This window comes from Nonomuraea sp. KM90, from assembly GCF_052246675.1.
Lineage (GTDB): Bacteria > Actinomycetota > Actinomycetes > Streptosporangiales > Streptosporangiaceae > Nonomuraea.
Genome location: NZ_JBQQCB010000120.1, coordinates 18,949 through 31,340, shown reverse-complemented (window position 1 = coordinate 31,340; position 12,392 = coordinate 18,949). Strand labels below are relative to the sequence as shown.

9 protein-coding genes are annotated in these 12,392 nt (G+C 73.1%); 4 read left to right on the top strand and 5 right to left on the bottom strand.

Annotation, left to right across the window (positions count from 1 at the left end; genetic code table 11):
* The coding region (locus ACTWPW_RS52140; protein ID WP_443173313.1) for a GH92 family glycosyl hydrolase at window positions 1-4,154 on the bottom strand (4,154 nt) is incomplete at its 3' end.
* Between the two features lie 170 nt (window positions 4,155-4,324).
* Between ACTWPW_RS52140 and ACTWPW_RS52135 the strand changes: the two genes are divergently transcribed.
* Complete coding sequence (locus ACTWPW_RS52135; protein ID WP_443173312.1) at window positions 4,325-5,518, top strand: acyltransferase family protein; 1,194 nt, start codon at window positions 4,325-4,327, stop codon at window positions 5,516-5,518.
* 73 nt (window positions 5,519-5,591) lie between these two features.
* On the opposite strand, the gene ACTWPW_RS52130 is transcribed toward ACTWPW_RS52135, so the two are convergent.
* A complete protein-coding gene (locus ACTWPW_RS52130) occupies window positions 5,592-6,155 on the bottom strand; it encodes an ArsR/SmtB family transcription factor (RefSeq protein WP_443173311.1) in 564 nt (187 codons plus the stop codon).
* Window positions 6,156-6,234: 79 nt separating this feature from the next.
* Here ACTWPW_RS52130 and ACTWPW_RS52125 point away from each other — a divergent pair, with 79 nt between their 5' ends.
* Window positions 6,235-7,647: an alpha/beta hydrolase family protein gene (locus ACTWPW_RS52125; protein WP_375113889.1), complete on the top strand. Its 1,413-nt coding sequence runs from the start codon at window positions 6,235-6,237 to the stop codon at window positions 7,645-7,647.
* On the opposite strand, the gene ACTWPW_RS52120 is transcribed toward ACTWPW_RS52125, so the two are convergent.
* Entirely contained in the window at window positions 7,623-8,090 is a 468-nt protein-coding gene (locus tag ACTWPW_RS52120; RefSeq protein ID WP_375113888.1) for a MarR family winged helix-turn-helix transcriptional regulator, read from the bottom strand. The genes ACTWPW_RS52125 and ACTWPW_RS52120 overlap by 25 nt on opposite strands.
* A 246-nt stretch (window positions 8,091-8,336) precedes the next feature.
* Between ACTWPW_RS52120 and ACTWPW_RS52115 the strand changes: the two genes are divergently transcribed.
* Window positions 8,337-9,605: a pectate lyase gene (locus ACTWPW_RS52115; RefSeq protein WP_443173310.1), complete on the top strand. Its 1,269-nt coding sequence runs from the start codon at window positions 8,337-8,339 to the stop codon at window positions 9,603-9,605.
* A gap of 45 nt (window positions 9,606-9,650) precedes the next feature.
* Here the strand turns inward: ACTWPW_RS52115 and ACTWPW_RS52110 are convergent, their stop codons facing one another.
* Window positions 9,651-10,283: a GNAT family N-acetyltransferase gene (locus tag ACTWPW_RS52110; RefSeq protein ID WP_375113886.1), complete on the bottom strand. Its 633-nt coding sequence runs from the start codon at window positions 10,281-10,283 to the stop codon at window positions 9,651-9,653.
* Window positions 10,284-10,337: 54 nt separating this feature from the next.
* Here ACTWPW_RS52110 and ACTWPW_RS52105 point away from each other — a divergent pair, with 54 nt between their 5' ends.
* On the top strand, window positions 10,338-11,309 hold the full coding sequence (locus tag ACTWPW_RS52105; protein ID WP_375113885.1) for a helix-turn-helix transcriptional regulator: 972 nt from the start codon (window positions 10,338-10,340) through the stop codon (window positions 11,307-11,309).
* Window positions 11,310-11,463: 154 nt separating this feature from the next.
* On the opposite strand, the gene ACTWPW_RS52100 is transcribed toward ACTWPW_RS52105, so the two are convergent.
* On the bottom strand, window positions 11,464-12,363 hold the full coding sequence (locus ACTWPW_RS52100; RefSeq protein WP_443173309.1) for a hypothetical protein: 900 nt from the start codon (window positions 12,361-12,363) through the stop codon (window positions 11,464-11,466).
* Window positions 12,364-12,392: the final 29 nt, after the last annotated feature.

Below are 12,392 nucleotides of genomic sequence, written 5' to 3'. Positions count from 1 at the left end.
GTCCAGCCCTCCGGCACGGTCGCGGTCAGCCGCCCCGTGGCGGGCCCGGTGGCGTGGTTGGACACGGTCACCGGCAGCGTCACGGTCGCGCCCGGCGTGGCCAGGACGCCGGCGACCTCGACGACCAGCGGCGAGGTCTCGGGCGGCGCGGAGGCCAGCAGCTCGGCCTCCGCGAGCGACGTCCCGCCGGCGAACGTGATCCGGTAGTGGGCGTACGCACCCGGCTCGGCGATCCTGAACGGCCGCGTCTGCTGCCGCCACGCGAAGCTCTCGCCGGACCGCTCGTCGAGCACCTTCCACGAGACGCCGTCGGCGGAGCCCTCCAGGACCCAGCCGGTCGGGTCCTCGGCCGGCTGGCCGGCTCCGGAGGTGAGCGTGTAGAAGCGCGCCCGGCGGTCGCCGTCGAAGGAGTACCGGACCCACTCGGGCAGCGTCGCCCGGGTGGCCGAGCTGTCGTCGAACAGCGCGCTCACGTCGGCGCCGCCGGCCGCCGACGCCGTGCCGCGGCCCGGCCCCGTGGCGTCGCGCAGCGGCGCGGGCACGCGGTCGTCACCGGTGATCGAGGGCGGGGCCGCGTTCCTGCCGGTGCCCCAGCGGGACGGCTTCGGCCCCATCTCGAACACCAGCTCGCCGCCCTTGGCGATCAGGTCGTGCGGCAGGTACGTCCGGTCGTACGACCTGCCGTTGACCTTCAGCCCCTGCACGTAGACGTCGCGCGCGCTGTTGCCCGGCGCCTTGACCACCAGCTTCCGGCCGCCCTCCAGGTGCACCGTGGCCTTCTTGAACAGCGGCGAGCCGATGGCGTAGTACGGGCTGCCCATCTGCAGCGGGTAGAAGCCCAGCGCGCCGAAGACCTGCCAGGCCGACATCTCGCCGTTGTCCTCGTCGCCCGGGTAGCCCTGGCCGATCTCGCTGCCCAGGTACAACCGCGAGAGCGCCTCGCGCACCTTGGCCTGGGTCTTCCATGGCTGCCCGGCGTAGTCGTACATGTAGGGGATGTGGTGGGAGGGCTGGTTGCTGTGCCCGTACTGGCCCATCCGCACGTCCCGGGCCTCGCGCATCTCGTGGATGATCCCGCTGTACGAGCCGGGGAACAGCGCCGTCTCCGGCTCGGCGAAGAAGGCGTCCAGCTTGGCCGCCAGCCGGTCCGCGCCGCCGTACAGGTTGGCCAGGCCGCGGCCGTCCTGCGGGACGTGGAAGGCCATGTTCCAGCCGTTGGTCTCGGTGTAGTCGAAGCCCCAGGCCCGCGGGTCGTAGGCGCCCGGCTTGCGGCGGAAGGAGCCGTCGGCGTTCCTGCCCTGGAAGAAGCGCACGGCCGGGTCGAACAGGTGCACGTAGTTCTGGGCCCGGTTCCGGAAATATTCGTACTCCTCCAGGTAGCGGGTCCGCTGCGCCCCGGTGGCGCGCTCGGCCAGCGCCTTGGCCATGTTCGCGATCCCGAAGTCGTTGATGTAGCCGTCCATGGCCCATGACATGGCCTCGCCCGTGGACTGGACGGCGGTGTACCCGAGGAAGGCGGAGGTGGCCAGGCCCTTGCGCCCCACGTGGCGGGTCGGCGGGGCCACGGTGGCGTTCCTGACCGCCGCCTGGTACGCGGTCGCGGCGTCGAAACCCGTTACCCCCTTCAGGTACGCGTCGGCGAAGGCCACGTCGGAGCTGGTGCCGACCATCAGATCGGCGTAGCCCGGCGAGGACCACCGCGCGATCCAGCCGCCGTCCTCGTACTGCTGGACGAACCCGTCCACCATCTCCCCGGCCGCGCCCGGCGTGAGCAGCGCGTACGCCGGCCACGTCGTGCGGTAGGTGTCCCAGAACCCGTTGTTGACGTACACCTTCCCGTCCGCCACCCGCGGGGCCGGCACGGTGCTCGTGGCCGACTGCACGGCGTGCCGGTACACCGGCGCGTCCGCCGTGCCGGTGTTCTCGAAGCCGGAGTTGGGATACAGGAACAGCCGGTAGAGGTTGGAGTACAGCGTGACGAGCTGGTCCCGGCTCGCGCCCTCGACCTCGATGACGCCCAGCTTGGCGTCCCACGCCCGCCGCGCCCGCTCGCTGACCGTCTCCAGCGTGTCCGAGGCGGCGAGCTCCAGCTCCAGGTTCCGCCTGGCCTGCTCCACGCTGATCAGCGAGGACGCGATGCGCATGGTGACCGTGCGCGCCTGGCCGGCGTCGAAGGCCAGGTAGCCGAGCACGTTGTCCCGGCCCTGCCCGGTCAGCTTGCCGCCGCCGGTGACCGGGCGGTCGAAGACGGCGTAGTAGAACATCCGGTTGGCCCCGGTGGACAGGTCGCTGCGCACGTCAGAATGGCCGGTCACGACGCCGCCCGAGACGTCCAGGGTCAGGCCGCCGTTGTCGTCGACGTTGTCGAAGATCAGCTTGGCCGAGGAGCCGGGGAAGGTGAAGCGGGCCATCGCCGCGTGGTCGGTCGGCGCGATCTCGGTCTTCAGCCCGCTGTCGAACGTCACCGCGTACAGGTGCGGCCTGGCCACCTCCCGCTCGTGGCGGAAGGCCAGCGCCCGGGCGGTACGCGCCGGGTCGGGCACCCCCTCGGCCGCCGAGGGCATGAACTGGAACGTCTGCCGGTCGCCCATCCACGGGCTCGGCTCGTGACTGGCGGTGAAGGCCTGGATCTCCGGCAGGTTGGCCGCGTTGTTGGCCCGGTGGTACTCGTAGAGCCAGCTGATCGAGCCGGCGTCGGTCATCGGCGTCCAGAAGTTGAACCCGTGCGGCACCGCGGTGGCCGGGAAGTTGTTGCCCCGCGAGAACCCGCCCGTGGAGTGCGTCCCCCGGGTGGTCACCGCATACTGCGAGGGCCCGGCCCGCCGGTCGTCGCGCCCCTCGTACGGCTGCCGCTTCCGCTCCGAGACGATCCTGATGTCGTCCACCCAGCCCCGGAACCCGGCCGCCCCGCCGGGGAAGTCGTAGGCCACCAGGACGCGGCTGATCCGCTTGCCCCTGGCCACCTCCCCGATCCGGGCCAGCTTGTGGTTCCACTGGTCGGCGTACAGGGTCTTGGACGCGCCCTGCTCGCGCGGCGCCAGCCGGACGCCGTGCTGGTCGACGGCCCGCAGGTCGCTGAGGTGGGTGCCGTCGCGGAAGGCCAGGTCCACCGAGACGTACGTGCTGGGGTAGCGCAGGTCGGCCGCGGTGAACTCGGGGAAGACCACGTACGACAGCTCGGTCGTGGACGTGACCGGGATGTCCACCTCGAACACCTTGTTGGTGGAGTGACCGCCGTCCTCCGAGGTGGTGCTGCCGGCGTACTGGAAGGCCCGCAGACCGGAGAAGCCGGCCCGCGGCTTGGAGACGAACCCGCCGGTCGGCCCCGTGCCCACCTGGCTGCGCATGTCGCTGGGCGGCCGGGGACCGGTCCGGCCGTCGGACAGCTCCCACTCGGCCAGCTGCAGGGTCGAGCCGCTGCCGATCCGGGTGACGTTCAGCCGGTAGTGGGCGTAGGCGGTGGTGCCGGCGAAGCGGTACTCCTTGCGCTGCAGGCGGGCGGTGAACGTCTCGTCCGTGCGGGTGTCCAGCGTGGTCCAGCTCTGCCCGTCCGGCGAGCCCTGGAGCTGCCAGTCGCGCGGGTCGCGCTCGGGCGCGTCGTTGGCGGAGGTCAGCGCGTAGTGCACGACCGCCACGGGTTCGGCCAGGGCGTACCGGGCCCAGCCCGTGGCGGTGAACACCAGCCACTTGGTGTTCACGTCGGTGTCGGCCAGGTTCTCCTTCACCTCGCCCGAGGCCGCGTACTCGCCGCTGGCGCCCACCTGGACGATCCGGTCCGTGATGCTGCCCTCGATGCCGCCGGGTAGTGTCCCGGTGGTGTTGGAGGCCCGCTCGGCCGTGTTGACCCAGGTCGGCTGCGGGTCGCCCGGCTCGAAGGAGGAGGCGAAGGCCGCGCCCTCATCCTTGGCCAGCGCCTGCCCGTCCCGCGCCGCCCGTTGCACCTCCGCCGGGGGCGCCGGCGGCTCGGCCGCTCCGGGGTCGGGCGGCGGGCTGTAGGAGGGGCCGGGGGCCGGGGTGCCCGACGGGCCGGGATTGGGAATGGGGTCCGGGCCGGTCCCCGAGGTCAGGGCCGCGGTCGCGGGGGCGGCGAGGAGGAGGGTGAGTGCGGTGGACAAGAGCGCCATGAGGAGGGGGCGCCGGGGAGGGTGCTTCATCCGGGGGGCACCTTTCACGAGGAATCATGACAGCGTTGTCAACCCCCGATCTGTAAAGGAAGTTTTCAAATGTGCGGTGCCGTGTCAAGAGCCCGCCAACCCCGGATGCGGAGAGGCAGGACGTGGAGCGGGTGATCCGTGGCGGGCGCCACTCCGATACGTTGTGACATATGCCGACTGCCCCGCTGAAAACCCCCCATGTCGCGCAGCCGGGACCGTCCAGGCTCGCGTGGCTGGACGCGTTACGCGGCATCGGCGCCCTCGCCGTCGTGGGCGAGCACCTGACGACCTGGGCCATGCCGTGGCTACGGCCCACCGCGATCAACCTCGGCATCTACGGCGTGCTGGTGTTCTTCCTGGTCAGCGGGTACATCATCCCGACCTCCCTGGAACGGCACGGCGACCTGCGGGCCTTCTGGATCGGCCGACTCTTCCGCCTCTACCCGCTCTACCTCGCGGTCATCGCCCTGGTCCTCGCGCTGTCCTGGTGGATCCCGATCCGGCCGGAGGTGGCCAGGGACCCGTCGTCCGTGGCCGCCCACGTGACGATGATGATGGACGCGGTCGGTGCGGCCGGGGTGCTGAACACCATGTGGACGCTGTCGTACGAGATGGTCTTCTACCTGCTGGCCGCCGCGCTGTTCGTGGCCGGGGTGCGCGACCGCCGCGGCGTGCTGCCGGTCGTGTTCGCGGTGCTCGGCTCCGTCGCCGGGCTGGCGCTGACCGGGGCGCCGCTGACGGGCGGGTGGCTGGCCTGGTTGTCGGCCGGGGCGTTCGTCGTCGGTCTGGCCTGCGTGGTCTCCGGCCGGGGGCGGACGGCCGCGGCCGGCGCGCTGGGCGTGATGGCGCTGGTCCTGGTGCTGCTGGGCAGCCGCGTCCCCTGGTTCGGCGCGGCGATCCTGGCCGTCATGTTCGCCGGCACGGCGATCCGCCGATGGGAGCGCGGCGAGGGGCCGCTCTGGCCGGTGGCCGTCGCCGCCTCGCTGGTGGCCGCGACGCCGCTCTGGGCGGCCAACGCCGGCTGGTGGTGGGTGCGGCCGGACGTGTGGAGCCTCACCATCCTGCTCGCGGCCGGCACCTTCGCCGCCGCCATGGCCTGGCGGGCCCGGCGGGTGCCCGCCCTCCTCGCCTGGCTCGGCGCGATCAGCTACTCCCTCTACCTGGTGCACCTGCCGATCCTGCTGGTGATCATGCAGGTGGCGGGGGAGATGCGCTGGTCGCCACCGCTCCTGCAGATCGGCGTCGGCGTCCTCTTCCTCGCCCTGCTCCTGCCGGCGAGCTGGCTGAGCCACCGGTTCCTGGAGCGGCCGATGCAGCTCATCGGCCGCCGGCTGGCCCGCAGGTCACCCGGCGTCCTCGCCTGAACCCCGAGGCGACCCGAGGCGGCCTACGCCCCGAGCCCGCCGGCCGGCCCGTACGGGCGGGCGGGCGCCCGCGTCAGTCCTCGTCGGCGGGGAGTGTGAACATCCGGACGTAGACCGGGCGTGAGCCGGGCGGCGCCTCGTCGGCGGGGTGGCCGTACTTCATGAGCAGGGCGATGTACGCCTCGTAGAACTCGTTCAGCTCCTCCTTGGTCATGCGGGCGAGCCCCCTGGATCCTCTCGCCCACGCGGGGTCGGCGCGGAAGGCGGCCGGGAAGCGCTCGAACAGGACCCGGTCCTCCTCGTACCCGATCCGGTGGAACTCCTCCAGGGCCGGCCGGTCCTCCGGCGCCAGCTCGTTGGGGGTGGGCAGCCGCATGTCGCGGGGGAGTGTGGCCCGCCGCCACCAGCGCTCGCGGCCCGTGGAACGCTCGGGGATCTCCTCGATGAAGCCGTATTTCTCCAGCTGGCGCAGGTGGTAGCTGGTGGTGCCGGTCTTCGCCCCGAGCAGCTCGCCGAGGGTGGTGGAGGTGGCCGGGCCGTGCAGGTTCAGGTGGGTGAGCATGCGGCGGCGCATGGGGTGGGCCAGGGCCTTGAGCCTGTCGGGGTCGTTCAGCAGGAACGGCTCGTCGTCCTTCATGAGGAGCAGGCTAGTCCTCCAGAACGATATCTGCAGACAAGCCTTTGCCGAGAGTTCTCTGCAGACTAGTGTCGGCAATATGCGAATGATGATTCTCGCGGGCCTGATCGCCGTGCTGTCGGCGCTCACGCCCTTAAGTGCTGCCGCGACCACTCGAAGCGTCCCGCTTCCCGAAGGGCTCACGGCGACCGAGGTGAGCTTCCGCGGCGGCGGCGGGCTCCAACTGCACGGCAGCGTGATCAGCCCGGCGTCCGCGACGGGCGGGCGGCCCGGGATGGTGCTCGTGCACGGGGCCGGCACCGGGACGCCACGGGAGAAGCTGCTGGGGGAGGCCGTCGCCTTCGCCCGCCAGGGGCTCTCCGTGCTGATCTACGACAAGCGCTCGGAGGGCTACTCGCTGTTCAAGAGGTCGTACGCGAGCCTCGCCGAAGACGCGCTGGGGGCGATCAGGACGCTCCGGCAGCAGCCGGGGGTGGACCCGGCCAAGATCGGCATCTGGGGGCTCAGCGAGGGCGGCTGGGTGGCGCCGATCGCGGCGTCGCGCTCCTCGGACATCGCGTTCATGATCATCGTGGGCGCCAACGCGCTGCCGCCGCTGCGGCAGCAGACCTGGGCGGTGGCGGCGGGGCTGCGCAAGGCCGGCGTGGGCGGTTCGGTCGTCGACCGGGCGGAGCCCAACCTGTACCGGGTGATCGCCGACGGGGGGATGTTCCCCGAGCCGAACTTCGACCCGCGGCCGATCATCGCGGGCGTGCGCCAGCCCGTGCTGGCGATCTGGGGCGTCCACGACCTGCTGACCCCGCCCAGGGAGAGCCCGCCGATCTTCGCGCAGGCCCTCGAGTCCGGGGGGAACCGGCAGTACACGTTCCAGTTCTTCGCCGACGCCGACCACGCCGCGCACCGTACCCCCGACGCCGGGGTGACGCGGCTGCCCGACCTGGCCCCCGGCTACGCGGAGCTCGTGGGCAGCTGGGTGGGCGAGGCGATCTCCGGCCGGGCGCCCGTGGCCAGGATTTCCGGGCCCACGCCGGTCCAGGCCAGTGACACCGTGGACGTGCCGCCGGTGTCGTGGTGGGAGTCGGCGGCGGCGCAGCTCGCGGTCCTGGCGCTGATCCTGGCCGGGTTCGTCGGCTATCCGGTGGTGGCCCTGGTGCGGCGGGTGCGGCGACGGGAAGGCCCGCACGTGGTCAAGGCGGCCCGGCTCGTCAGCGCCGCCGGTCTCGCGGCGCTCGCCGGCGGGTTCGGGTACCTGTTCTACCTGATCATGACCGGTGGGAAGCTGTCGGTCCCCGGGCCGCTGCTGGGCGACCGGCCGGTGGTCTGGCTGGTGCTCCAAGGGCTCGCGGTCGTGGCGGTCGTGGCGACCGTGCTGACCGCGGCGCGGTGGCGGCGGGTGGCCGAGCGCGGGGAACGCGTGCGGCTCGGGCTCCTGCTCGCCGCCGGGGTCGCGTTCGTCCCGTGGGCGTTCTACTGGGGCCTGCTGGTCCCGTGAGACCCTCCCCGCAGCTCCCTGGTGGCCGATCGGTAGGCCCCGGCGACGCGGGCGAACATGTCCAGCAGCAGCGGCACCTGCTCCGGCGCGTAGTGCGCGCCGATCTCGTCCAGGTGCCGCCGGGACGACTCGCAGGCGGCGTCGTAGTCGTCGAGGCCGCCCTCGACCAGTTCCACGGTGACCGAGCGCCGGTCGCGCTCGCCGCGCACCCGGCGCACGTAGCCCGCCCTCTCCAGCCGGTCGATCAGCCTGGTCGTCGAGGCGGACGGCAGCCCGAGCTCCTCGGAGATCGCCCCCACGGCGAGCGGCCCCCGCGTCTCCAGCAGGATGGCGGCGGCGACGTCGACCGGTTGCAGGCCGAGCCGGTCGGCGACCGCCTCGTTGTGCAGCAGGACCGCGACCAGGAACTCGCGGAAGACAGTCTCGGGGTGTTTGTCGGCCACCTTCCCAATCTAGTCCTCCGGATCAGAGATTCTCCGCTTCGGAGAGGGCGGCTCGTCACCCGCCGATGAAACTTTCACCGCCTGCCTGCAACTCCAGCCGTCCGCGCACATGCGGGCCGACCTGGCCGGATGCCGATCCGGCGGCGCGCGCCCGCCGGCGACGCCTTCCGCCGCCGGTCCCCCTGTGCTTCACTTCAGCTGCCTTCCCGGGAAAGCGCTTACCGATCCTCGTCGAACGGAGCTGACGTGCGCAGAAGAACTAGTCCCGGCATCAGGCTGGCGATCGCGACGGCCGCCGGCCTGCTGCTGACCGGCGGGCTGGCGGCGCTGGCCACCGCACCCGCCTCGGCCGCTCCATCCAACGGCAACTACACGCTGGTCAACGCCGGCAGCGGCCTGTGCGCGACCGTACCCGGGCAGAGCACCGGGGACGGTGTCCAGCTCGTTCAGGCCACCTGCGCCGGCTCGGCCGGGCAGGTCTTCACGCTGACCGCCGCGGGCAGCGCCTACCAGGTCAAGGCGCAGCACAGCGGCAAGTGCGCCGGCGTACGGGACGCCTCGACCAGCGCCGGCAAGGCGGTCCAGCAGGAGTCGTGCACCTCGGCCGCCTCGCAGAGCTGGCAGCTCACCGCCTCCGGCTCGAACTACCGGGTGGTCAACGCCAACGGCGGCAAGTGCCTCAACGTCAAGGACAACTCCACCGCAGCCAACGCCCCGCTCCAGCAGAACTCCTGCGACTCGGTGGCCACCAAGCAGTGGACGCTGCGGCCCGCGGGCGGCGGCACCCCCGGCCCCGACCCGACTCCCACCCCGACCGTGACCCCCACCAGCGGCGGCGGTAACGGCAGCGGCCCGTGGCCGTCGGACACGGGCAGCGTGCACACCACGAGCACGCGGAACCTCGGCTCGTTCTTCGACGGCGGCATGAAGCGCTACTACGGCATCGGCGACGGCGGCCAGGGCGAGAGCCAGGACCCGATGTTCGTGGTGCCGAACGGCGGGACGATCCAGAACGTCATCCTCGACGCGCCGGCCGGCGACGGCATCCACTGCGAGGGCTCCTGCACCATCCGCAACGTCTGGTGGAACGACGTCGGCGAGGACGCCGCCACGTTCAAGAGCTCCAGCTCGTCGGCCACGTACCTGGTGGACGGCGGCGGCGCCAGGTCCGGCTCGGACAAGGTCTTCCAGCACAACGGGGCCGGCACGCTGACCATCAAGAACTTCCAGGTGCACAGCTCCGGCAAGCTGTACCGGGCGTGCGGCAACTGCTCCACCTCCTACCAGCGCCACGTGGTGATGGACGGCGTCACCGCCCGCTCCACCAGCGTGCTGGCCGGGATCAACTCCAACTGGGGCGACACCGCGCGCTTCAGCCGGATCACCGTGTACGGCAGCGCCACCATCTGCGAGAGGTACAAGGGCGTGCCCAAGGGCAGCGAGCCGGAGAAGCTCGGCTCCGGCCCCGACGGGGTGCACTGCCTGTACTCGGCGTCCGACATCACCTACCGGTAACGGCCCCGGGGCGGGCGCCGGCACTCCGCCCGCCCCGGCAGGGGCTCACCCGAAGTCGATCCGCATGACCACCCGCCGGGTGGTGGGGCGGCTGACCTCCGTGAACCCGGCGTCCTCGAAGACCTGCCGGGCGCCCACGTGCAGCTCGCCCCAGATGATCTCCTTGCCCGGCTCGGTGAGCATCGCATAGGCCTCCAGCGCCCGGGCGCCGCGTTCGCGGGCGAAGCCGACCGTGGCCCGGGCGAGGAGATAGGTCAGGCCGCGACCGCGGTGGGCCTTCCGGATCACGAAGCAGGTCACCGCCCAGACGTCACCGTCGTCCTTGTCCTCCTGGCGGCCGGTCCATGGCACGCGGGAGGTGCGCAGCTTGGGGTAGGCCGTCCGCGGCTCGACCGCGACCCAGCCGGCCGGCTCGCCGTCCACGTAGGCCACCAGCCCGCTGGTGGACGGGGCGTCCGGGTCGCCGCAGGCGGTCTGGGCCCGGAGCATCGCGGTACGTTCCTCCAGCGTGGAGTCGCGCCAGATCCAGCCGACGACCTTGAACCGCTGGCACCGGCACCGCTTCGCCTCCCCGGCGTCGAAGATCGCGGCGAGGTCCTCCCACGGCGCCTCGTTGGCGGGGACGATGGTCAACCGGCCGGGCTGGATCGGCTCCAACGTCGAGGATGGGTGAATCATGGCTGCATGTTAGGGTCCGTTCCGGACGTTCTGCTTCCGGAATGCGGTGATGTCGTGCTGCCCGACCTGAGCCCCACGGCCCGGGCACTGCTGGCCCTCGAGCTGGTCCAGGCCGGCCCGGGCATCACCGCGGACCGGCTCGCCGCCAAACTCGGCGTCTCGGAGCGGGCCGCGCGGCGTTACGTCGAGATCCTGCGCGAGGCGGGCATCCCGATCGAGTCCACCCGGGGGCCCTACGGCGGCTATCGCCTCGGGCGCGGGCTGCGGCTGCCACCCCTGATGTTCACCGCCGCCGAGGCGCTCGGGCTGGTCATGGCCGTGCTCGACGGCCACCACGACGCCGGCGATCCCTCCGGCCCGGTCGGCGGCGCGCTCGGCAAGATCGTACGCGCGCTGCCGGAGTCGGTGGCCGCCCAGGCCGAGGCCGTCCGCCGGACCACCGCGCCCGCCCCCGACCGCGGCGCCGCGCGGCCCGACCCCGAGACCACGACCGCTCTGGTGCAGGCCTGCGCCAACCACCGGCGGGTGCGGCTCGGCTACCGCTCCGAGGCTGGGCGGGAGCGGGTCGTGGAGGTCGACCCGTGGGCGGTCGTCGTACGCCACGGGCGGTGGTATCTGCTGTGCCGGTCCCACACCGCCGGCGCCCGGCGGGCCTACCGGATCGACCGGGTCCGGGGCGTGGAGGTGCTCGACGTCCCCTTCAGCCCGCCGGCCGGCCTCGACCCGGTCGCCGAGCTGGAGGAGCACCTCGCCGTCGGCTGGGAGTACGACGCCGAGGTCGTCATCGACGCCCCCGCCGGCGTCGTGGCGGACCACCTGCCCCGAGCTCTGGGGCGGGTCGAACCGCTCGGCCCCGGCACCAGCCGCCTGGTCGGCAGCACCAGCAACCCGGCCTGGTACGCCGGGCAGCTCGTGGCGATCCCGGCCCCGTACCGGATCGTGCGCTGCCCCGAGCTGCGCGAGGCCGCGAGCGTCCTCGGGCGGCGGCTGCTGGACGCCGGCGCGGACGGCCGGCCCGAGTCGTGACCACGGCTGCCGGGCGCCGCCGCTGACGGCCACCCGATCGTCGCCACGCCGGGGAAGAACCGGTCGGTCCCGCTCCCGCCGGTCAGCAGGTCGTTGCCCGCGTCGCCGTGCTGGTGGCGGAGTTGGGGGTGCGAGGTCGGAGGGTGTGGCGGGGTCAGAGGGCGCGGGCGCGGACGTCCTTCAGCGCGCTGCGGACGAACGCGTCGTCGCCGGAGGCGGCCAGGTAGAAGCCGTCGCGGCAGGCGCTGCCCGCGATGGTGTGGCGCGGGTCGACGACGGGCGTGCCGCTGGGCCCCCCGCTGGGCCTGCCGCAGCCGGGATCCGGGGCGATCACCAGCATGCGGCGGCTCAGCCCGCCCAGCCACAGCTGCGGCCCGACGAGCACGCCGTCGCGGACCTCGCCGGGCCGCGACAGGCGCAGCGGGCCGCCGGCCGACAGGGTGAGGAAGCCGTCGGGGGTGAGCCTGCCGCGCAGGTTCTCGGCCCAGGCCAGCCGCTGTTCGAACGTCATCCCGGCGGTCTCGTCCTGCAGCGCCACCCGCCAGTCGCCGAAGCCGAAGAGCAGGACCTGGCCGGCGCCGTCCACCCCGAGCGGGCCGGGCCACAGCGTGACGGACCGGGTGAGCGCGCGGACCTTCGGGCGGCCGGCGGCGATCTCCGCCTCGCCGTAGAAGGGAGCGGTGAGCGGGCGGAACACCTCCGCCGTCCCGCCGCCCGACAGGGTGGCGCTCGTGTACGGGCGCGCCCCGAGCGAGGCCAGGTTCAGCCCGGCCGGGTACGTGAGCTCCGCCCGCGACCCGTCGGGGAACGTGACCCGCAACGTCCTGGTGCCGCCTGTGCCGCTCGCCGCGGGGTAGAGGGCGTTGGGCACCACCCCGCGCGCCTGACGGTCGGGCGCCGGGGCCGTGACGACCGGGGCCGGACGGCGGTCGGTGTCCCGGCCGGTGAGGAACGCGATGAGCGGCACGGCCAGCAGGGCGAGCAGCACCACGATCCCCGCGCGGCGGGGCCGGCGCGGGGCCTGTTCGACGATGTCGGCGCGGCCGTCGATCACGACACCCAGTTCAGTCCAGGGCCCGCCGC